A 20,962-nucleotide genomic window follows, 5' to 3' on the forward strand; every position below is an offset into this window, starting at 1 on the left:
GACATACCTTACCTGTCATGAAGGATTTAAAGATGAAAACTACAGTGAAACTGTCGTTCATGATGTTCGTTGAATGGTTTATCTGGGGCGCATGGTTTGTTCCGCTATGGCTCTGGCTGAGTAAAAGTGGCTTTAGCGCAGGCGAGATCGGCTGGTCCTACGCCTGTACCGCCATCGCCGCCATCCTTTCACCGATCCTCGTTGGCTCGCTGACCGACCGCTTTTTCTCGGCGCAAAAAGTCCTGGCGGTGCTGATGTTCGCCGGCGCCGTGCTGATGTATTTCGCCGCGCTGCAAACCACGTTCGCCGGATTCTTCCCGCTGTTGCTGGCCTATTCACTCACCTATATGCCAACCATCGCGCTGACCAACAGCATTGCTTTCGCCAACGTGCCGGACGTTGAGCGCGATTTCCCGCGCATTCGCGTCATGGGTACTATCGGCTGGATTGCCTCCGGTCTTGCCTGCGGATTTCTGCCGCAGATGTTGGGCTATAACGACATCTCACCGACCAATATCCCGCTATTGATTACCGCAGGCAGCTCTGCGCTGTTGGGCGTATTTGCCTTCTTTTTGCCGGACACGCCGCCAAAAAGTACCGGCAAGATGGATATCAAAGTGATGCTGGGGCTGGACGCGCTGATCCTCCTGCGTGATAAGAACTTCCTCGTCTTTTTCTTCTGCTCGTTTCTGTTCGCTATGCCGCTGGCGTTTTATTACATCTTCGCCAATGGTTACCTGACAGAAGTCGGCATGAAAAATGCAACCGGCTGGATGACTCTCGGCCAGTTCTCTGAAATTTTCTTTATGCTGGCTTTGCCGTTCTTCACCAAACGTTTTGGTATCAAAAAGGTATTGTTACTTGGTCTTATCACCGCAGCGATCCGTTACGGCTTCTTTATCTTTGGCGGAGCGGAAGAATACTTCACTTACGCCCTGCTGTTCCTGGGGATTTTGCTGCACGGCGTCAGCTACGACTTCTATTACGTCACGGCCTATATCTATGTCGACAAAAAAGCACCTGTGCATATGCGTACTGCGGCACAAGGGCTTATTACCCTCTGCTGCCAGGGGTTCGGTAGTCTGCTGGGTTACCGTCTTGGCGGGGTGATGATGGAAAAAATGTTTGCTTATAAAGAGCCGGTTAATGGTCTTACCTTCAACTGGGCAGGCATGTGGACATTCGGGGCGGTGATGATCGCCGTGATTGCCGTGTTGTTTATGATTTTCTTTCGCGAATCTGACAAAGAGATCGCTGCAATTAACGTGGACGATCGCGATTCTGCGTTGACACAAGGGGAAGTAAAATGAAAGCAGAACGTATTCTCGGTGCTCTTTACGGGCAGGCGTTAGGGGATGCGATGGGGATGCCATCGGAACTGTGGCCTCGATCCCGCGTCAAGGCACACTTTGGCTGGATTGACCGCTTTCTGCCGGGGCCAAAAGAGAATAATGCGGCCTGCTACTTTGACCGCGCGGAGTTTACTGATGACACCTCAATGGCGCTCTGTCTGGCCGATGCCTTGCTGGAGCGCGAAGGCGAGATTGACCCAGACCTGATTGGTCGTAATATTCTGGACTGGGCGCTGCGTTTTGACGCCTTCAATAAAAACGTTCTTGGACCAACGTCGAAGATCGCGCTTAACGCCATTCGCGACGGTAGACCGGTTGCGGAACTGGAGAATAACGGCGTGACCAACGGAGCTGCAATGCGCGTCTCGCCGCTGGGATGCCTGCTCCCGGCACGCTGTGTGGACACCTTCATCGACGATGTGGCCCTCGCCTCCAGCCCAACGCACAAATCGGATCTGGCTGTCGCGGGTGCCGTCGTGGTGGCATGGGCCATTTCTCGCGCTATCGACGGCGATGCCTGGTCAGAGATAGTGGATTCACTGCCGGCCATCGCCCTGCACGCACAGCAAAAGCGGATCACCACCTTCAGCGCTTCGCTTTCGGCACGTCTTGAGATCGCCCTCAAAATTGTGCGCAATGCAGACGGAGTCGAAACGGCCAGCGAACAGCTGTATCAGGTGGTCGGCGCGGGGACCAGCACCATCGAGTCAGTTGCCTGCGCTATCGCCATGGTTGAACTGGCGCAAACGGACCCCAACCGCTGCGCCATCCTCTGCGCCAACCTCGGCGGGGATACCGATACTATCGGGGCGATGGCGACCGCGATTTGTGGCGCATTGCACGGCATTCGTGCCATCGATCCGGCCTTAAAACAGGAGCTGGATACCGTGAACGCGCTTGATTTCACACGCTATGCTACCGCGCTGGCGCGCCTGCGCGAGCAACGGGAGGTCTTATGAGCGCTTCACGTTTACCCGATCTGTTGCCAATACTGACGACCCGCCAGCCGGTGACGGTGGTTGGCGCTGCGGTCATCGACGTGATTGCCGATGCTTACGCCCTGCCCTGGCGCGGCTGCGATATCGAGCTTAAGCAGCAGGGTGTCAACGTCGGCGGCTGCGCGTTGAACATCGCCGTGGCGCTGAAACGCCTTGGTATTGAGGCCAGCAATGCGCTGCCGCTTGGTCAGGGCGTATGGGCAGATATCATCCGTAACCGCATGGCGAAAGAGGGATTACAGAGCCTGATTGATAACGCCGAAGGGGATAACGGCTGGTGTCTGGCTCTGGTGGAGCCGGACGGCGAGCGAACGTTTATGTCCTTCAGCGGTGTAGAAAATCAGTGGAACACCGACTGGCTGGCACAGCTGGTGGTTCCGCCCCGCAGCTTCATCTATTTTTGCGGTTATCAGCTTGCTTCACCGTGTGGCGAGCTGCTGGTGCAGTGGCTGGAAGGGCTGAACGAGGTCACGCCGTTCATCGATTTTGGTCCGCGGATCGGCGATATTCCGGAGGCCATGATGACACGCATCATGGCCTGCCAGCCGCTGGTCTCGCTCAATCGTCAGGAGGCTGAAATTGCTGCCGAACGCTTCGGCTTAAGCCGCGACGTGGAACAGTTTGGTCCGCAGTGGGTGAAACGGTTCTCGGCACCGGTAGTGGTGCGCCACGACAAAGACGGCGCATGGTATTTCAGTGCTCAGGCGTCGGGCTGCGTTCCCGCATTCCCCACAACGGTGGTCGATACTATCGGTGCAGGAGACAGTCACGCTGGTGGGATGCTGGCCGGACTGGCGTCTGGCTGGTCACTCGAGGACGCCGTTCTGCTGGGAAATGCAGTGGCATCCTGGGTGGTGGGACATCGCGGCGGCGACTGCGCGCCGTTTCGCGAGGAGCTACTCTTCGCACACGGAGACATACAGGTCGCCGCGACACGTACTCAATAAGCCGTTGCTGGTGGTCAAGCGCCACCAGCCTGATTGCCTCTGAGCTTAACCGCCAGCTACTCTTCGCACACGAAAACGTACAGGTCGCTGCGGCAATAGCTGATGCTGTACTCAATGGGTCGTTGCTGCTGGTCAAGCGCCACCTGCTTGATCACCAGTACCGGCACTTTATTGTCCATCTGAATATGTGACTGGAACTCGGCATCCGGCATCCGCGCACTGACGCGAGAGCGTGTGCGCTGTGGGTTAATATTCTGACTGCGGAAATAGTCGTACAGCGAGATGCCGATGGCATCCGCATCATGAATGAGATGCGCCGGAACCCACGACTCTTCAATCGACACCGCATCTTCATCGACATAACGAATGCGCTTGAGCAGAAAAACGTCGCTTCCTGCGTCGACGGCCAGCTGCTCCGCCACCTCATCCGGGCACTTCACTACCCGTTTGTTAACCCACAGGGTATCCGGCTTTTTCCCCCGCAAAACAACCTGCTGAGAAAAACCCCGCGCCTCTTTGAGCGAATATTCGAAGATATTGTTGATCTGCGTACCGTAGCCCCGGGCGCGAGTAACGACGCCCTCCTCTTCCAGCGCCTGCATCGCTTTACGCACTGTAATACGCGAAACGCCGGTCAGCTGGCTCAGGTCACGCTCGCCGGGCAAAATATTGCCATGCTCAAGGCTCCCACTGCGCACGGCATTCTTTACCGTCTCGGCAAACTTAATATAAAGCGGCGTATTATCACCCGCAGAAATACGTTCGTTCAGTTGCGCGATAAGCCGGGTATGTGCTTGTTCCATGAGTATTTTTCCTGACTGCAAGACTACAACCAGTATATACGCAAAATCATTCGACATGCATCGCCGCGGCAGGCGAATAAGCCCCGGGGCGTACAATGCATACGTGACAGGGCTGAATAGCATCTGCAATTCGCAAAAAGACCGCGTTAAAGAATAAGAGGAATTACCACCACGCGTGGAAATGATGGACAGGTCCAATCCCCTGCCCAACCTCCAGCGTATCTGCCTGGGACAATGCGGCGGATAACCACATTTTCGCCTCCTGTACGGCGTCAGCCCAGTTCGAATGTCGTGGACGCAGTGCCGCCAGCGCGGCTGATAATGTACACCCGGTACCGTGAGTGTTTTTGGTCATCACTCTCGGTGCCGTAAAACGCTGTTCTCCCTCACGGGTAAACAGCCAGTCCGGGCTGTGTGCATCATCCAGATGACCGCCTTTCATCAGCACCGCGCCACATCCCATTGTCAAAAGCTCACGGCCCTGCGCTAACATCTCTTTTTCCGTACGGGCATGAGGCGCGTTCAGCAGCGCCGCGGCCTCCGGTAAATTAGGGGTGATGATCGAAACCAGCGGCAACAAACGGCTTCGCAACGTTTCAACCGCAGACGGAGAAAGCAGCGGATCACCGCTTTTCGCCAGCATGACCGTATCGAGTACCACATTTTGCACCCGGTGACGCTGCAACCGCTCTGCTACAGCTTCCACAATATCTGTTTCCGCCAGCATACCTATCTTGGTGGTATCGATGCGAACGTCGCTGAAAACGGAATCAAGCTGAGCGGCAACAAAGTCAGGTTCAATGCGATACACAGACTGCACGCCACGCGTATTTTGCGCGACCAGCGCGGTGATGACAGAGCATCCATAGGCTCCCAGCGCTGAAAAGGTTTTCAGATCCGCCTGAATGCCTGCCCCACCGCTCGGATCGGTACCTGCAATGGTTAATGCGTTAATCCGCGTCATGCCGCCACCTCTCTGTCCAGGTTGTAAAGCGCATCAAGAAAAGCCGGAATAAAGCTGCCCGGCCCCTTGCTGTCTTCGGTTGCCCGCAGTCCGGCCTGTTTCATCCAGCTACAGGCTGAGGCCACGTTATCCAGCGTATTTCCGGGAATTGCGCAGCTTGCGGCTACAACGGCCGACAGCGCGCATCCGGTGCCCACCACACGGGTCATTAACGGATCGCCTCCCGCAATGCTGACGGTCCGTTGCCCGTCCGTCACGTAATCCACCTCTCCGGTAACGGCCACGACGGTTCCCACCTGACGCGCAAGCGCCTGTGCGGCGGGTAAGGCTGCCGTCACCGTGTCGGTCGTATCAACACCTCTGCCTCCGGCTGACATGCCCGCCAGCGCAAGGATTTCTGAGGCGTTACCGCGTATTGCGGTCGGTTGAAATGCCAGCAGTTCCAGACAGAAGTGGCGGCGGAAATCGAGCGCTCCAACGGCGACCGGATCGAGCGTCCAGGGCGTGTGGACAGAATACGCCCGCTCCACGGCCTGGCGCATCGACCGGGCGCGCCCAGCGGTGAGTGTCCCGACGTTGATTAGCAGGGCGTTGGCCATCCCGACGAACTGAGCGGCCTCTTCAGGTTCAACCACCATGGCGGGCGAAGCCCCCAGAGCCAGCAGGGTATTCGCTGTAAAGCTTTGTACGACATCGTTAGTCATACAGTGAGTTAGCGGGGAGAGCGTGCGAAATTGTTGCAAGGCATGTGTCGCGAGTGCGCGACTGTGCAGGTCAGGCTGCATAATTAAGCTCCTGCCCGCGCGAAGAAGGGACACGAGCAGTGTCAGACTTCCCTACGCTGGCATTATCCAGATCAGGTAATACGGGTATGTCTCAGCCCTTACTTAAAAGGGGCACCCCGAGTCAAATCACATAAAAACAAACATTTACATGGAGATGTTTGTAATAAATTAGTTTAACCATGCCTGGAACCCGGACGCAAGAAGTTTCGAACCATCCCGCTATAAACGACAGGCCATCCTTGTCCCGATAAGAAACGTTTCCCGATCGTCCACTTCCGACATTGCTGATAAAACATCGCCGTTTATAGCCTTTCTGAAGGAGTTAATTTTCAATGTTCAGATATAACACTTCAGAAACAGCAGCCTCCGTGGGTTCTGCTGGATGCGGCGTCCGTTACCTGACGTTCAGTTGTCAGTGACGGGTAGCCAACGCGATGCCGTTTGCTCACATTTATGTTTACATTTTTTACGAAATCACGGGAACACTAACAAAATTGTGCTTGTCAGACGTATTATGCGATGGGAATGATACATGACTGTTTTTTTGATGACCCGGATAAGTGGAGAGAACATGGGTATGAAGAATAAGATATTGCTGAGTGCACTACTGCTTGCGACCAGCACGGTCTGGGCGGCGCCAGCCACCACGGATTCGGCAAATACCTCGGGAATATCGCAGTACGAGTTAAGCAGCTTTATTGCTGATTTCACCCATTTTAAACCCGGAGATACCGTTCCGCAGATGTACCGTACCGACGAATACACTATCAAACAGTGGAAACTGCGAAATCTGCCGGCACCGGATGCCGGAACACACTGGACCTATATGGGCGGTGCCTATGTGCTGATAAATGATACTGACGGTCAGATCATTAAAGCTTATGACGGTGAAATTTTTTATCACCGCTAAAAAAAGCCCCCTCGCTCCGGAGGGGGAAATGCAGACATTTTTAGTTTTATTATAATAAACCTCGCATGGATTCTTAATTAGTCATATTTCACATAAATTAATGCCACCGCTCCGGGATTGCCCGGTTTGACTTTTTTTATCGTAGACATAATAACTGGCAACGATGGGGATCGTGACGGTATTATTATTTACTTCCCCGCCCACTTTATCGACTTTCAATAGCGCTGATGCGGTATTCTGTTCAGCCACACGCGAAATATTCACAACTTTATTGTCATTCTCCCGTATAAACCCAACACCATTATTCTCATTACCGCGTAAAATAAAATTACTGCTGGAGAGATAAACAGGCATTTTTCGCGATGTCTGTTTACGATCGCCAAAAAGATTATCGCATTGTAACCGAATACTCTCTGCCGAATTTTTATTTGTCACTTTCCCGGGCGCGGAGAGTTCTGATAATGCTATATCGGGCAGGACAATATCAAGGTTTTCCGGTTTACAGGTCGTTTGTTTCCGGTTACCCCGCAATTCGGTTTCACTTTTACTTTGTGAAACATCCAGCATCAGGTGATTTTCACGATATGGCGTCAAATTATCGTAAACCACGGTTCCTTTTGCGTTAGTGGTCCGATATTTTTGTTCATTGACATATGCCCCTTCCAGACCCGGCGCTTGCATAATCGCGAAAGTATCAGACAGCCGGCTGAACAGGTTCATCTTCTTTTCAGAAAGCTGCCTGTAACAATAAAAGAAGTTTAATTAATTTTAAAAAATTAAGTATATTCACCGCATCAATATACATTAATGCGGTGAAGCGTGAGGACTCAGACAGCGCGGAAAGCAATTTCCCCAGGGATAACTTCCCCCTGCCAGTAAAGCTGCGCTGCGACACGGTCTGCCAAATCACGGTAAATTGCCGTGAATTCGCTATCAGGACGGCTGATAACGGTCGGCGTGCCGCGATCGAGGTCTTCACGCAGGCTAATATGCAGCGGCATTTGTCCCAGCAGCTGAGTGCGATACTGCTCAGCCAGTTTCTGCGCGCCACCGGTGCCAAAAATCGGCTCATGGTGACCACAGTTGCTACAAATATGCATACTCATATTCTCGACAATCCCCAGAACAGGGACGTCAACCTTCTCGAACATGACAATGCCTTTTTTAGCATCGATCAGCGCAATATCCTGCGGCGTCGTCACCACGACGGCCCCGGTTACCGGTATATTCTGCGCCAGCGTCAGCTGAATATCGCCGGTTCCTGGCGGCATATCCAGAACAAGATAATCCAGATCCGGCCATAGCGTCTCCTGCAACATCTGCATCAGCGCCTTGCTGGCCATCGGACCACGCCAGACCATCGCGTTATCATCGGTCACCAGATAACCAATGGAGTTAGTCGCCAGACCGTGGGATACGATCGGCGCCATATGCGTACCGTCCGGAGAGGTCGGTCGCTGGTTTTCAGCGCCAAGCATCGTTGGGATAGACGGGCCGTAAATATCGGCATCCAGAATCCCAACCTTTGCGCCCTCTGCCGCCAGCGCCAGCGCCAGGTTGACGGCGGTCGAAGATTTACCCACGCCGCCCTTGCCGGAGCTGATGGCAATGATGTTCTTCACACCATTAATACCAGGCTGGTTTTTGACACGTTTAAGCGTGGCGATATTATGCGACAGTTTCCAGTCGATGGCTTTTGCCCCGGTGATACGCAGCAGGTCGGCGCTACATTGCTCTTTTAACACCTCAAATGCGCTGTGCCAGACGAACGGCATCGTCAACTCCACGTGCAGGGTGTCATCCATCCAGGCAACGTGGTGCAACGCTTTCAGCGTCGTCAGGTTATGCTTCAGGGTTGGGTGCTGAAAATTCGCCAGCGTCCCGGCAACCATCGCGCGCAGGGTCTCTGGTGTTTTGGCCTGGGATTGTGGGTTCATCCCGACTCCTTTTTTGTAGTTCTGAAAAATACGATATGAGGTTCTGGTTTACCCCAGCAGTAACGATTATTCATTTATACTCGTCATACTTCAAGTTGCTGGTGCGTTGCCGCGTTACCTGGCCTTCGGCCTCGTCCCCGTGGCGCCGCTGCAAACAGCGTTCGCCCAACCCGAATTATTGAGAATCCAGGGATTAATGCCCTTAATTCTTGGCGTAGTTATGCCCTTTCAGGTAACATCATAGCCCCCTTTTAACAGAGAAGAAGTAATACCTACTATGACTCAAGTCGCGAAGAAAATTCTGGTAACGTGCGCGCTGCCGTACGCAAACGGCTCTATCCACCTCGGCCATATGCTGGAGCACATCCAGGCTGATGTCTGGGTCCGTTACCAGCGAATGCGCGGCCACGAGGTTAACTTCATCTGCGCCGACGACGCGCACGGCACGCCAATCATGCTGAAAGCTCAGCAGCTTAGCATCACGCCGGAGCAGATGATTACCGAAATGAGTCAGGAGCATCAGACTGATTTCGCAGGTTTCGACATCAGCTATGACAACTACCACTCCACGCACAGCGAAGAGAACCGTGAGCTGTCCGAGCTGATTTACACGCGCCTGAAAGAGAACGGGTTCATCAAGAACCGTACTATCTCTCAGCTCTACGATCCGGAAAAAGGCATGTTCCTGCCGGACCGTTTCGTGAAAGGCACCTGCCCGAAATGTAAGTCTCCGGATCAATACGGCGACAACTGCGAAGTCTGCGGTGCGACCTACAGCCCAACCGAGCTTATCGAGCCAAAATCCGTCGTCTCTGGCGCAACCCCAGTGATGCGCGACTCTGAGCACTTCTTCTTTGATCTGCCGTCCTTTAGTGAAATGCTACAGGCCTGGACCCGCAGCGGCGCGCTGCAGGAGCAGGTTGCGAACAAAATGCAGGAATGGTTTGAGTCCGGCCTGCAACAGTGGGATATCTCCCGTGATGCCCCCTACTTCGGCTTTGAAATTCCGAATGCGCCGGGCAAATATTTTTACGTCTGGCTGGATGCGCCGATTGGCTACATGGGTTCTTTCAGGAATCTGTGCGATAAACGCGGTGACAGCGTCAGCTTTGATGAATACTGGAAGAAAGATTCCGCCGCCGAACTGTATCACTTTATCGGGAAAGATATCGTTTACTTCCACAGCCTGTTCTGGCCGGCCATGCTGGAAGGCAGCAACTTCCGCAAACCGACCAATCTGTTCGTCCACGGCTACGTGACGGTTAACGGCGCGAAGATGTCTAAATCCCGCGGCACCTTTATTAAGGCCAGCACGTGGTTGAAGCATTTTGATGCTGACAGTCTGCGCTACTACTACACCGCGAAGCTCTCTTCCCGTATTGATGATATCGATCTGAACCTGGAAGACTTCGTGCAGCGCGTCAATGCGGACATCGTTAACAAGGTGGTCAACCTGGCCTCCCGTAACGCTGGTTTCATTAATAAGCGTTTTGACGGCGTTCTGGCCGCTGAACTGGCCGATCCGCAGCTCTATAAAACGTTCACCGACGCAGCGGCTGTCATTGGCGAGGCGTGGGAAAGCCGTGAGTTTGGCAAAGCCGTTCGCGAAATCATGGCGCTGGCCGACGTCGCTAACCGCTACGTTGACGAACAGGCGCCGTGGGTGGTGGCGAAACAGGAAGGGCGCGATGCCGACCTGCAGGCGATCTGCTCTATGGGCATCAACCTGTTCCGTGTACTCATGACTTATCTGAAACCGGTTCTGCCAACCTTAACGGAACGTGCTGAAGCGTTCCTGAACACAGAACTGAACTGGGATGCGGCAGAACAGCCGTTGCTGGGTCACAAGGTCAACACCTTCAAGGCACTGTATAACCGCATCGACATGAAGCAGGTTGAAGCGCTGGTTGAAGCCTCAAAAGAAGAAGTCAAAGCGATGGCGGCTCCGGTTACGGGTCCCCTTGCTGACGATCCGATTCAGGAAACCATTACGTTTGACGATTTCGCGAAGATCGATCTGCGCGTGGCGCTGATTGAAAACGCCGAATTCGTTGACGGTTCCGATAAGCTGCTGCGCCTGACGCTGGATCTGGGGGGCGAGAAGCGTAACGTCTTCTCCGGTATTCGCTCCGCCTATCCTGACCCGCAGGTGCTGATTGGACGTCACACGGTCATGGTCGCCAACCTTGCACCGCGTAAAATGCGTTTCGGCATCTCTGAAGGTATGGTGATGGCAGCAGGTCCGGGTGGAAAAGATATCTTCCTGTTAAGCCCTGATGAAGGCGCGAAGCCTGGTCAGCAGGTGAAATAAACATGCCATTAAGCGCCGCACTCGCGGCGCTTTTTTTATGCCCTGCGCATTCGCTCAGCTGAATTCAATTCCACTTTCAGATTGTTTAAATATCCTTATACCCTTTACCCTGAATAATTCGAGTTGCAGGACAAAACGCGTAGTCGTTTTGAGCAGCGCTTGCGCTGGCCCCGCAGAGGCGAAGCCCAGGGATGGACCGGGTAATAAAGCCAACACACCTGCAACTTGAAGTATGACGGGTATCTATCCTGTCGCTCTTCTGCCTGACCTGTACGCTGTGCATTATTTTTCGGACATCAGATTTTTCATAAAATGGAGTTTTACATGAAAGTATTAAATACGTTTTTTTCGGTCGTCCTGGCATCAGTTCTCGTATTCTCTCTGGCTGGATGTGGAGATAAAGAAGAGAGCAAAACATTCAATGCCAGCATTAACGGCACCGAGATCTCAATCACCTATACCTACAAGGGTGACAAAATTCTCAAGCAGACGTCTCATAGCAAAATCAACTACGCGTCCGTAGGGGCAAAAACAAAAGAAGAAGCGGCGAAGATCCTCGATCCCCTCAGTGCAAAGTACCAGAACATTCCCGGCGTGGAAGAGAAGCTGACCTACAAAGATAGCTATGCTGAGGAAAACGTCTCCGTTGATATGGCGAAAGTTGACGTTAAAGCTCTGCGGAGCGTAATGGGCGCGGCGGTTTCTGGTGATGACAGCAAAGAAATCAGCATGAAGCAAAGCCAGGCGGTTCTGGAAAGCGCTGGCTTTAAAGAAGTGAAATAATCACACGGCGACCAGGCATGGTGCGTGGTCGCCTTTCCTCTTCAGGTTCAGAACCTTTCTTACTTAGCGTGCTCACGCGCCGCCAGTCCACGCAGGAAATAGCGCAGAAACTGGTCGCCACATTCGCGGAAATTTTTATGTTCCGGTCCACGCATCATCGCCGTAATCTCCGGCATTGAAACGCGGAACAGCTGCCCGGCGAGAATAGCCAGAATATCGTCAGTCTTGAGTGAGAACGCAATACGTAACTTTTTCAGCACGATGTTATTGTTAATACGACGCTCCGGCTCAAGCGCGGGCGCTGACTCATCCCTGCCCCGTTTTTCGTAAATCAGCCCGTTGAGGAAACAAGAAAGAATGATATCCGGGCAGCGCTGAAAGCCCTCTTCCTCTTCTTTACGTAACCAGATGGCAATTTGTTCCGCCGTGGCTTCGGCATTACCCAACGCCAGGATACGGACCAAATCGTTATTATTTGCTTTCAGGATGTAGCGCACGCTACGCAGAATGTCGTTACTCAGCATGGGGCCTTCGACTGTTGATGAGGCAAAACGCCATTTTAGCAGTCTTTTACAACCCAATCGCCTCTTTTAAACTTTTCAGATAGCGACGACTCACCGGAACCGTCAGTCCGTTGCGTAAAATCAGCTCAGCCTGACCATTATCTTCCAGCCTAATCTCCTGCAGATGCGCCATATTAACCAGATACTGACGATGGCAGCGCAGCAGCGGCGTCCGGCTCTCCAGCGTTCTGAGCGTCAGTTCCGTAAAGCCTTCCTTACCTTCATGGCTTGTGACATAGACGCCACTCATCCGGCTGCTGACAAACGCCACGTCATCCATTTGCAGTAACCAGATACGGCTATGCCCGCTACAGGGGATAAATTTCAGCGCCTGCTGGTTTTCCGGCAATACCGAAATATCCTGCTTGCTGCGCTCCTGGCGCAGTCGATGGAGGGTTTTCTCAAGCCGGTGTTCTTCAATTGGCTTGAGCAGGTAATCAAACGCATGTTCCTCGAAGGCTTTGATGGCATATTCGTCGAACGCCGTCAGAAAGACGATCCAGGGACGGTGTTCCGGATCCAGCATTCCCACCATCTCCAGCCCGCTGATGCGCGGCATCTGGATATCCAGAAACAGCACATCCGGACGCAGTTTATGCACTGTGCCAATGGCTTCTACCGCATTCGAACATTCACCAACGATTTCAATGTCGCTCTGTTCCTGTAACAGGATCCGCAGATTTTCCCGCGCTAACGGCTCGTCATCCACAATCAGCACTTTAATCATGCGTTTTCCTCCAGGGGAAGTCGTAAGGTTATACGGGTAAAGAGATCGGGTTCACAAGCCACGCAGATACCGTAATCATCGCCAAATCGTTCGCGCAGACGCTTGTCCACCAGGCTCATGCCTAATCCGCTGGCGTTAGTGACAGGCTGATACAGACCGGCGTTATCCTCAATCTCCAACATCAGATGCTGCCCCTCCTGCCGGGCAGTAATCGTCACAACCCCCGTTCCCAGCAGCTGCGAAGTGCCATGTTTAATCGCATTTTCCACAATCGGCTGGAGGGTGAACGCGGGGAGATGTTGGTGCGAAAGCGCTTCAGGGATGTTTAACATCATCTGCAACCGCGACTGAAAACGCGCCTTTTCAATCTGCAAATAGGCGTTAACGTGCTCAATCTCGTCGGCGAGCGTCACAATCTCTGAAGGGCGCTTTAAATTCTTACGGAAAAAAGTGGAGAGATACTGCACCAGTTGACTCGCCTGGTCGCTGTCCCGGCGAATCACCGCTTTAATAGTGTTGAGGGCGTTAAACAGGAAATGCGGATTTACCTGCGCGTGTAAAAGTTTGATCTCCGACTGGGTCAACATGGCTTTTTGCCGCTCATATTGCCCGGCCAGGATCTGCGCCGACAGCAGCTGAGCGATACCTTCCCCAAGCGTACGGTTAATGGAGCTGAACAGCCGGTTTTTGGCTTCGTAGAGTTTAATCGTCCCCATCACTCGCTGATTCTCCCCACGCAAGGGGATCACCAGCGTGGAACCCAGTTTACATTGCGGATGCAGAGAGCAACGATAAGGCACTTCATTGCCATCGGCATAGACCACTTCGCCGGTTTCAATTGCCCGCAGCGTATAGCTTGATGAAATGGGTTTGCCTGGCAGATGATGATCGTCGCCGATGCCGGTAAATGCCAGCAGCCGCTCGCGGTCAGTGATCGCCACCGCCCCGATTTCCAGCTCCTGATACAACACCTGTGCCACCTTCATACTGTTCACCTCGTTAAAACCCTGACGAAGGATACCTTCGGTCGAGGCCGCCACTTTTAACGCGGTTGCGGAAAACGCTGACGTATATTTTTCAAACATCGCACGTTTGTCGAGCAAAATACGCATAAACAGCGCGGCGCCGACGGTGTTGGTCACAATCATCGGGGCGGCAATATTGCTGACCAGGTTGAGCGCATCCTGAAACGGTCTGGCGATCAGCAGGATAATCAGCATCTGCACCAACTCTGCAACGAAAGTAATGGCCCCTGCGGTTAACGGGCTGAAAACTTTGTCGGTGCGACCCCGACGCGTCAGTACGCTATGGACCAGCCCGCCCAACAGCCCTTCGACAATGGTCGATACCATGCAGCTAAATGCGGTCATCCCTCCCATAGAGTAACGATGCAAGCCGCCGGTTAAACCGACCAGCCCCCCGACCACCGGCCCGCCGAGCAGACCGCCCATCACGGCGCCAATGGCACGCGTATTGGCAATGGAATCCTCAATATGCAGACCAAACCAGGTGCCCATGATGCAAAAAATAGAGAAGACGATATAGCAGAGGAATTTATGCGGAAGTCGGACGGTAACCTGCATCAGGGGTATGAACAGCCGCGTTTTGCTCATCAACCATGCGATAACCAAAAACACGCACATCTGCTGAAGCAGCAGCAACACCAGATTAAACTCGTACATACCCACAGACCACACTTTGATTAAAACCGCGTAACATACATTGAGTACGCCAGGCTTTCCTTGACGTGTTGTAAAAAATTACGATTTCGTGAAGCTGATCGCGTAAAAGCCTTCCGTCAGGGCTGACCTTCACCGCGCAATGATTAAAAAACAGGCAAAACTACCTGGTTCGCAAAAGAGCGTCTAAAGTAAAACTGGGACCGCGCGAGCAAGGGTAAAAACATGGCGCTTTACACTATCGGTGAAGTGGCTTTGCTTTGTGATATCAACCCTGTCACATTACGTGCGTGGCAGCGGCGTTACGGATTATTGAAGCCACAGCGAACAGACGGCGGACATCGCCTGTTTAATGATGCAGATATTGACCGCATCCGCGAGATCAAACACTGGATTGATAATGGTGTCCAGGTCAGCAAAGTGAAAGTGCTGCTGAGTAATGAAAATGTCGATCTGCAAAATGGCTGGCGGGAGCAGCAGGAGACACTGTTGCACTATCTGCAAAACAATAATCTGCACAGCCTGCGCGTCTGGCTCAAGGAGCGCGGTCAGGATTACCCTGCCCAGACGCTCACCACACACCTCTTTGTCCCCCTGCGACGCCGCTTACAGTGTCAGCAGCCGACCCTTCAGGCTCTGCTCGGTATTCTGGACGGCTTACTGATTAACTACATCGCGCTCTGTCTCGCTTCCGCGCGCAAAAAACAGGGTAAAGATGCCCTGGTGGTGGGCTGGAATATCCACGATACCACCCGCCTGTGGCTGGAGGGCTGGGTCGCCAGTCAACAAGGATGGCGCGTTGATGTGCTGGCGCATTCGCTAAACCAGCTGCGTCCGGAGCTGTTTGATGGTCGGACGCTGCTTATCTGGTGCGGAGAAAACCAGACGCCGGCCCAGCAGCAGCAGTTGAATACCTGGCGCGCGGAAGGCCACGATATTTTCCCACTTGGCATTTAATGGTTCATTAACAGCTGTGCTTCTCTGTATAATGTTTTCGTTAACATAAGGAGCACAAAATGAGCGCAGCGAAAATCGGGGTCATCACTCTCTTCCTGCTGATGGCGATCGGCGGTATCGGCGGCGTCATGCTTGCCGGATACACTTTCATTTTACGTGCCGGGTAAGATGCTGAACTAACCGTTCAAACAGGCGATCCACAATGATTGCCGCCAGCGCCACCAGCAACGCTCCCTGAATCACATACGCGGTGTTAAATCCGCTGAGTCCAATGATGATTGGGGTGCCGAGCGTACTGGCTCCGACCGTAGAGGCAATGGTGGCCGTACCAATATTAATAATGACCGAAGTGCGGATCCCCGCCAGAATTACCGGCGCGGCAAGGGGGAGCTCGACTTTGCGTAACTGCTGCCAGCCGCTCATTCCCATGCCGCTGGCAACAGACATCACGCTGACAGGAATCGCCCCCAGCCCCGCCAGCGTCGCCTGCAGAATCGGCAAAATACCGTATAAAATGAGCGCAACGATCGCCGGTTCCTGACCAAACCCCATCACCGGCACCGCAATGGCCAATACCGCGACGGGCGGAAACGTCTGACCAATGGCGGCGACGGTTTCCACCAGCGGGCGAAACTCGGCTCCTTTTGGTCGGGTCACCGCAATCCCGGCGCTGACGCCAATGACGACAGCAAACACGCTGGACACCCCCACCAGCCAGAAATGAGCCAGCGTGAGCGCCAGAAAGCTCTCCTGCTGATACACCGGACGCGGCAGCTGCGGGAACAACGCGCTAAACAGCATCTGGCTATGGGGCAACACGGCGATCAGCACCACAAACAGCATGATTAGCCAAAGTAACGGATCACGTAATTTTTTCATGCGTTAAGGTCGGTGAAAGTAAATCGTGAAAGTGAAGCGTCCCGCAGGAAACCCCTTGCTGGTTGACCACAGGCAGTACGTCGCAACCGCAAGCGACAAAAACGGACAGCGCATCACGCAGCGTCATCTCTTCCATCAGCGCCTCGCCCTCCGTTTGCTCATGGCGACGCACATACTCAGCCACGCTGCGCAGCGACAGCAGCCGCACACCCAGCTCGCTGCGGCCAAAAAAGGTCCGCACAAAGTCGTTAGCCGGAGTCGTCAGCATCGCCAGCGGCGTTCCCTGCTGCACCACTTCGCCGCCGTCCATCAACACCAGATGCTCCGCCAGCCGCAACGCCTCGTCAATATCGTGGGTTACCAGCACAATGGTACGTCCAAGCAGACGGTGAATGCGGGTCATCTCCTGTTGCAGCGCCTGGCGGGTCACCGGATCCAGCGCGCCGAAAGGTTCATCCATCAACAATACCTGCGGATCGGCTGCCAGCGCCCTCGCCACCCCCACACGCTGCTGCTGCCCGCCGGAAAGCTGGTGCGGGTAGCGAGAGCGTAATCCCGCCTCCAGCCCCAGCAGCGCCATCAGCTCCTCCACGCGGTCGTCGATTCGCGCTCCGGGCCACTTTTGCAGTTGCGGTACGGTGGCAATGTTCTGCGCCACCGTCCAGTGCGGAAACAGCCCAATCGACTGAATGGCATACCCCATCCGGCGACGCAGTTCCAGCACGGGCAAACTGCGGATCTCCTCGCCGGCAAAGCGGATCTGCCCGCTGTCGTGCTCCACCAGCCGGTTGATCATTTTCAGGGTGGTGGATTTTCCCGATCCCGACGTGCCAATCAGTACCGAGAAACTGCCCTCACGAAAGTGCAGGTTGAGATCGCTCGCGGCCATTTGTCCGCCAAAGCGTTTGCTGACGTGGTTAAATTCAATCATTGTTATTCACCTTCAGCAGGGCTATCCATAAATCAAACAGCGCATCAATCAACACGGCCAGCACAATCACCGGGATCACCCCCAGCAGCACCAAATCAACGGCACTGCTGAGTAGCCCCTGAAACACCAGCGCGCCGAAGCCGCCGGCCCCGATCAGCGCGGCGATGACCGCCATCCCTGTCGTCTGTACCATCACCACGCGCAGGCTACGTAAAAATACCGGCAGCGCCAGCGGTAGCTGTACATGCCAGAAGCGCTGACGCGCACTCATCCCCATCGCCCTGGCGCTTTCCAGGACGTCGCGCGGAACCTGATTCAGTCCCGCTACCACCCCGCGCACCAGCGGCAGCAGGGCATACAATACCAGCGCGATCAGTGCCGGAGTCATTCCGGTTCCCGCCACGCCAAGCGTCCCCAGCCAGGGGAGCGCCTTGACCAGACCCGCAAGCGGGGCAATCAACAGGCCAAACAACGCCACGGAAGGGATCGTCTGGATGACGTTCAAAATCGCAAACACCGGTCCCTGACGCGCGGAGGAAAAATAGCACCAGACGCCCAGCGGCACGCCAGTCACCAGTGCAGGAATGACGGTGCCCACCAGCAGCGTCAGATGCTGAACCAGGGCGTCGTCAAACACCGCCTGACGATTCGCGTACTCTTTAAGCAGGGAGAGAGCGTCAAATGTTCCGCTAAACAGCAGCACCAGCGGCACGATGGCAATTTGAACATGCAGGATCCAGCGCCACAGCGGCGACCGGACGATACGCCTGATAGCATCGCTACAGGCCAGCAGGGCAAGCGCCAGCCCGAGCCAAAGCCCGCTTCCCAGACTGGTGCGAGCCAGGGGAGAGCCGGTTTGCGCCAGAGATGTCGCCGCTTTACCCGCGCTCCAGAACAAAATAAGGGTTAATAACTGCGCCAGAATAAGCGCCAGCATGGCGCCTTTTTTCCCCGGAATAAAACAGGCCGTACACAGTACGCACGCCGCACACACCAGCATCCACACGGTTTCCGGCCAGATATCCCAGAGCTGACGCCCCTCCCCCGTCACCAGCCGGTTTGGGGCATAGTTCACGAAGGGCAGCGCAGCGGCGACGGCCATCAGCATAACCAATAGCAGTAGCACGGGATTAACAGTAATTTTTGTCACACTACCAGGCCTTACGTCAGTTCCGTTACTTCACCCATCCCTTTTGCTTCAGATAATCTGCCGCAACTTTTTTCGCATCCAGCCCCTCAACGGCGATACTGGCGTTAAGCTGTTGCAACGTTTTCTCATCAAGACTGGCAAATACCGGCTGCAACCATTCGGCCATCTGTGGGTATGCTTTCAGTACCGCTTCACGGACCACCGGCGCTGGCGCATAGATAGGCTGAACGCCCTTCGGATCGCTCAGGGTTTGCAGGCCCAGCGCCGCGACCGGGCCATCGGTACCATAAGCCATCGCCGCGTTCACGCCAGAGGTTTGCTGCGCAGCCGCTTTGATGGTGACCGCCGTATCGCCGCCGGCCAGCGACAGCAGCTGGCTCTGGTTGAGTTTAAAGTCGTAGGCTTTTTCGAAAGCGGGCAGCGCATCCGCACGTTCGATAAACTCTGCCGACGCTGCCAGCTTAAAGGTACCTCCCTCTTTCAGAAAGCGCCCCAGATCGGCAAGAGAGGTGAGCTTATTTTTTTCGGCGAGATCGCGACGTACCGCAATGGTCCAGGTATTATTGGCTGGCGCAGGCGTTAACCAGACAAGCTTATTCTGCTCCGCATCCAGCTTTTTGACTTTCGCAAACCCCTCTTTCGCGTTTTTCCACACCGGATCGTTTTCATCTTTGAAGAAGAAAGCCCCGTTGCCGGTATATTCCGGGTAGATATCCAGCTCACCTGACGTGATGGCCCCGCGCACCACCGGCGTGGTCCCCAGTTGAACTTTATTGACCGTTTTCACACCGTGGCTTTCCAGCACCTGCAAAATGATGTTGCCGAGCAGCGCGCCTTCGGTATCAATTTTTGAGCCCACTTTTACCGCTGATGCGGCCTGTAAAGGCAAGCTCACCGCCGCCAGTAACGCCAGCGAGCCTCCCCAGAATGTTGAGATTGTCATGCTGCTTTCCTCATTCTTTTATATCCCTTTTCAGAGACTTGAGGGAAAAGCATAGTTGAAGAGTGCGCGTTTAACCTGGGAAATCGCGATTTTCTGGCAACCTCAATGGGACCGTCAGCAGGCTGGCGGTAAAATAGAGGATCGCAATCACCCACAGCGTTCCCTCCACGCCCAGCGGCCCGACGCAAACCGTGACGATAAATGGCCCGGCGAAATTGCTCAGGCCAGAGCCCAGATTCAGACAGGAAATGGCGGCACCTTTATTCTGCGGCAGCAGAGAAGGAATTAGCGCACTCAGCGGACCAAATGCTCCCAGACCAATAGCGTAAATGGTTAGCGCCAGGAACAATGCCACTTCGCTGTGACCAAACAGCTTCGGCGCATAGCACACCGCCAGTGACGCCACGCCGCACAGCGTACCGGAAAACCACATCACCGTATTGCGCCAGCCGATGGTGTCCCCCAGCCAGCCAAACAGATAGCTGGAGAAGATGTTCACCACGTTCACCATCCCCCAGATCGTCAACCATTCGGCGATACTGAAGCCAAAGCGGGGTAGATAGACCGGCATCAGGATCACCAGCGAAAACTTGCCAATGTCGTTAATGGTTTTCACCACCACCGCCAGACGCATTTTTGGTTCACGTGCCAGCACCACCGCCCCTTCCAGCAATGCCGCGCCCAGCGCCTGGTTCTGTTGCTGGCAGGGGCGATCGCGATTGAGCACCAGCGCGCAGAACGCACCGCACAAAACGAAGACAAACCCACTCAATAGCGTGGTCGTTTCACCATAACGGGCAATCATCAGGCTGGAATACCAGGGGCCAACAATGGTCATACCGACGCCAAAGGCTATCCAGAACCAGGAGACGGCGCGCCCCAAAATACGCGTCTCGCAGCGTTGGTTGATCCAAACCAGAAACGAGTATGCAAACAGCGGATACGCCACCCCGCGCAACGCGTAGCTGGCGACCATCAGCGGGTAGTTGTTCTGCGGCAGCGCGACGAAGATAAACGGCAGGGAGCCAATAAAATAGACCGCCGTCGCCATCCACATCAGGCGGCGCAGACCCAGCACGCCCGCCCCGATGCCGGAAAACCAGGAGACAACCGCCACGCACAGGCCAAAAATCGAGGAGAGCAGGCTGATGTCAAACGGTGAAAATCCCCGCTGCTGTAGCAGTGAGGCCAGCCAGCTTTGTTCAATCGTTGCTCCGGTAATAAACAGAAATACGCCAACGAATCCCCAGCACAGCTCGCGAGGTAATCCCATCCGCGCCCATAGCCCTTGTTGTATCACCAGGCTTTGTTCACTCATGTTGTTCTCATCCAGTATCGGGCGG

General features: G+C 54.4%; 20 protein-coding genes, 1 pseudogene and 1 riboswitch. Of the genes and pseudogenes, 8 read left to right on the forward strand and 13 right to left on the reverse strand.

Translation table 11 applies throughout. From position 1 onward, the window contains the following. Positions 1–32 precede the first annotated feature (32 nt). The 3 genes from C3432_RS02650 to C3432_RS02660 are packed head-to-tail and all read left to right on the forward strand — an operon-like array spanning position 33 to position 3,297. Positions 33–1,310 carry a nucleoside permease gene (locus tag C3432_RS02650; RefSeq protein WP_103775135.1) on the forward strand — a complete coding sequence of 426 codons (1,278 nt, stop codon included), beginning with the start codon at positions 33–35 and terminating at the stop codon, positions 1,308–1,310. After that, positions 1,307–2,311, forward strand: coding sequence for an ADP-ribosylglycohydrolase family protein (locus tag C3432_RS02655; protein WP_103775136.1), 1,005 nt, complete (start codon positions 1,307–1,309; stop codon positions 2,309–2,311). Before C3432_RS02650 ends, C3432_RS02655 begins: the two co-directional genes overlap by 4 nt. Further along, positions 2,308–3,297, forward strand: a complete 990-nt coding sequence (locus tag C3432_RS02660; protein WP_103775137.1) for a PfkB family carbohydrate kinase — start codon at positions 2,308–2,310, stop codon at positions 3,295–3,297. The genes C3432_RS02655 and C3432_RS02660 overlap by 4 nt, the downstream gene beginning before the upstream one ends. Before the next feature lie 56 nt (positions 3,298–3,353). Here the strand turns inward: C3432_RS02660 and C3432_RS02665 are convergent, their stop codons facing one another. From C3432_RS02665 to thiM, 3 genes are all read right to left on the reverse strand, one after another. Beyond that, on the reverse strand, positions 3,354–4,100 hold the full coding sequence (locus C3432_RS02665) for a GntR family transcriptional regulator (RefSeq protein WP_103775138.1): 747 nt from the start codon (positions 4,098–4,100) through the stop codon (positions 3,354–3,356). A gap of 163 nt (positions 4,101–4,263) precedes the next feature. Further along, complete coding sequence (gene thiD / locus C3432_RS02670; RefSeq protein WP_103775139.1) at positions 4,264–5,064, reverse strand: bifunctional hydroxymethylpyrimidine kinase/phosphomethylpyrimidine kinase; 801 nt, start codon at positions 5,062–5,064, stop codon at positions 4,264–4,266. After that, positions 5,061–5,849 carry a hydroxyethylthiazole kinase gene (gene thiM, locus C3432_RS02675; protein ID WP_103775140.1) on the reverse strand — a complete coding sequence of 263 codons (789 nt, stop codon included), beginning with the start codon at positions 5,847–5,849 and terminating at the stop codon, positions 5,061–5,063. Before thiM ends, thiD begins: the two co-directional genes overlap by 4 nt. A gap of 31 nt (positions 5,850–5,880) precedes the next feature. Then, positions 5,881–5,978: riboswitch (TPP riboswitch) on the reverse strand. 442 nt (positions 5,979–6,420) lie between these two features. Here thiM and rcnB point away from each other — a divergent pair. Beyond that, positions 6,421–6,759, forward strand: a complete 339-nt coding sequence (gene rcnB / locus C3432_RS02680) for a Ni(II)/Co(II) efflux transporter accessory subunit RcnB (RefSeq protein ID WP_181012863.1) — start codon at positions 6,421–6,423, stop codon at positions 6,757–6,759. A gap of 513 nt (positions 6,760–7,272) precedes the next feature. Here the strand turns inward: rcnB and C3432_RS02685 are convergent. Then, a pseudogene (locus tag C3432_RS02685) lies at positions 7,273–7,479 on the reverse strand (fimbria/pilus outer membrane usher protein); the annotation flags it as partial. A 107-nt stretch (positions 7,480–7,586) separates the two neighbouring features. Then, positions 7,587–8,696: an iron-sulfur cluster carrier protein ApbC gene (apbC, locus tag C3432_RS02690; protein ID WP_103775141.1), complete on the reverse strand. Its 1,110-nt coding sequence runs from the start codon at positions 8,694–8,696 to the stop codon at positions 7,587–7,589. Positions 8,697–8,973: 277 nt separating this feature from the next. Here apbC and metG point away from each other — a divergent pair, with 277 nt between their 5' ends. Together metG and C3432_RS02700 are read left to right on the forward strand one after the other, a co-directional pair. Next, positions 8,974–11,007: a methionine--tRNA ligase gene (gene metG, locus C3432_RS02695; protein ID WP_103775142.1), complete on the forward strand. Its 2,034-nt coding sequence runs from the start codon at positions 8,974–8,976 to the stop codon at positions 11,005–11,007. Between the two features lie 324 nt (positions 11,008–11,331). Further along, positions 11,332–11,790 carry a YehR family lipoprotein gene (locus C3432_RS02700; protein WP_103775143.1) on the forward strand — a complete coding sequence of 153 codons (459 nt, stop codon included), beginning with the start codon at positions 11,332–11,334 and terminating at the stop codon, positions 11,788–11,790. A 59-nt stretch (positions 11,791–11,849) separates the two neighbouring features. Here the strand turns inward: C3432_RS02700 and C3432_RS02705 are convergent, their stop codons facing one another. Genes C3432_RS02705 through C3432_RS02715 form a run of 3 tightly spaced genes read right to left on the reverse strand, consistent with a single transcriptional unit; the run spans position 11,850 to position 14,762 of the window. Further along, positions 11,850–12,314: a YehS family protein gene (locus tag C3432_RS02705; protein WP_103775144.1), complete on the reverse strand. Its 465-nt coding sequence runs from the start codon at positions 12,312–12,314 to the stop codon at positions 11,850–11,852. A 46-nt stretch (positions 12,315–12,360) separates the two neighbouring features. Continuing rightward, the gene (gene btsR / locus C3432_RS02710; RefSeq protein ID WP_103775145.1) at positions 12,361–13,080 is read right to left on the reverse strand and encodes a two-component system response regulator BtsR; all 720 of its coding nucleotides are present in this window, start codon (positions 13,078–13,080) and stop codon (positions 12,361–12,363) included. After that, positions 13,077–14,762, reverse strand: a complete 1,686-nt coding sequence (locus tag C3432_RS02715) for a sensor histidine kinase (RefSeq protein ID WP_103775146.1) — start codon at positions 14,760–14,762, stop codon at positions 13,077–13,079. The genes btsR and C3432_RS02715 overlap by 4 nt, the downstream gene beginning before the upstream one ends. A gap of 222 nt (positions 14,763–14,984) precedes the next feature. On the opposite strand from C3432_RS02715, the gene mlrA reads away from it, so the two are divergent. Together mlrA and C3432_RS02725 are read left to right on the forward strand one after the other, a co-directional pair. Beyond that, the gene (gene mlrA, locus C3432_RS02720) at positions 14,985–15,716 is read left to right on the forward strand and encodes an HTH-type transcriptional regulator MlrA (protein ID WP_103775147.1); all 732 of its coding nucleotides are present in this window, start codon (positions 14,985–14,987) and stop codon (positions 15,714–15,716) included. A gap of 59 nt (positions 15,717–15,775) precedes the next feature. Further along, positions 15,776–15,883, forward strand: coding sequence for a protein YohO (locus tag C3432_RS02725; RefSeq protein ID WP_003027354.1), 108 nt, complete (start codon positions 15,776–15,778; stop codon positions 15,881–15,883). Here the strand turns inward: C3432_RS02725 and C3432_RS02730 are convergent. From C3432_RS02730 to C3432_RS02750, 5 genes are all read right to left on the reverse strand, one after another. Then, a complete protein-coding gene (locus C3432_RS02730) occupies positions 15,864–16,595 on the reverse strand; it encodes an ABC transporter permease (protein WP_103775148.1) in 732 nt (243 codons plus the stop codon). The two genes, C3432_RS02725 and C3432_RS02730, sit on opposite strands and share 20 nt — an antisense overlap. Beyond that, positions 16,579–17,526: an ABC transporter ATP-binding protein gene (locus C3432_RS02735; RefSeq protein ID WP_103775149.1), complete on the reverse strand. Its 948-nt coding sequence runs from the start codon at positions 17,524–17,526 to the stop codon at positions 16,579–16,581. The genes C3432_RS02730 and C3432_RS02735 overlap by 17 nt, the downstream gene beginning before the upstream one ends. Further along, positions 17,519–18,634, reverse strand: coding sequence for an ABC transporter permease (locus C3432_RS02740; RefSeq protein ID WP_103775150.1), 1,116 nt, complete (start codon positions 18,632–18,634; stop codon positions 17,519–17,521). Before C3432_RS02740 ends, C3432_RS02735 begins: the two co-directional genes overlap by 8 nt. A 67-nt stretch (positions 18,635–18,701) precedes the next feature. Next, entirely contained in the window at positions 18,702–19,619 is a 918-nt protein-coding gene (gene osmF, locus C3432_RS02745; RefSeq protein ID WP_103775151.1) for a glycine betaine ABC transporter substrate-binding protein OsmF, read from the reverse strand. Positions 19,620–19,689: 70 nt separating this feature from the next. Beyond that, on the reverse strand, positions 19,690–20,937 hold the full coding sequence (locus C3432_RS02750; protein ID WP_103775152.1) for an MFS transporter: 1,248 nt from the start codon (positions 20,935–20,937) through the stop codon (positions 19,690–19,692). Between the last annotated feature and the right edge of the window lie 25 nt (positions 20,938–20,962).

This window comes from Citrobacter amalonaticus, from assembly GCF_002918555.1.
GTDB lineage: Bacteria > Pseudomonadota > Gammaproteobacteria > Enterobacterales > Enterobacteriaceae > Citrobacter_C > Citrobacter_C amalonaticus_A.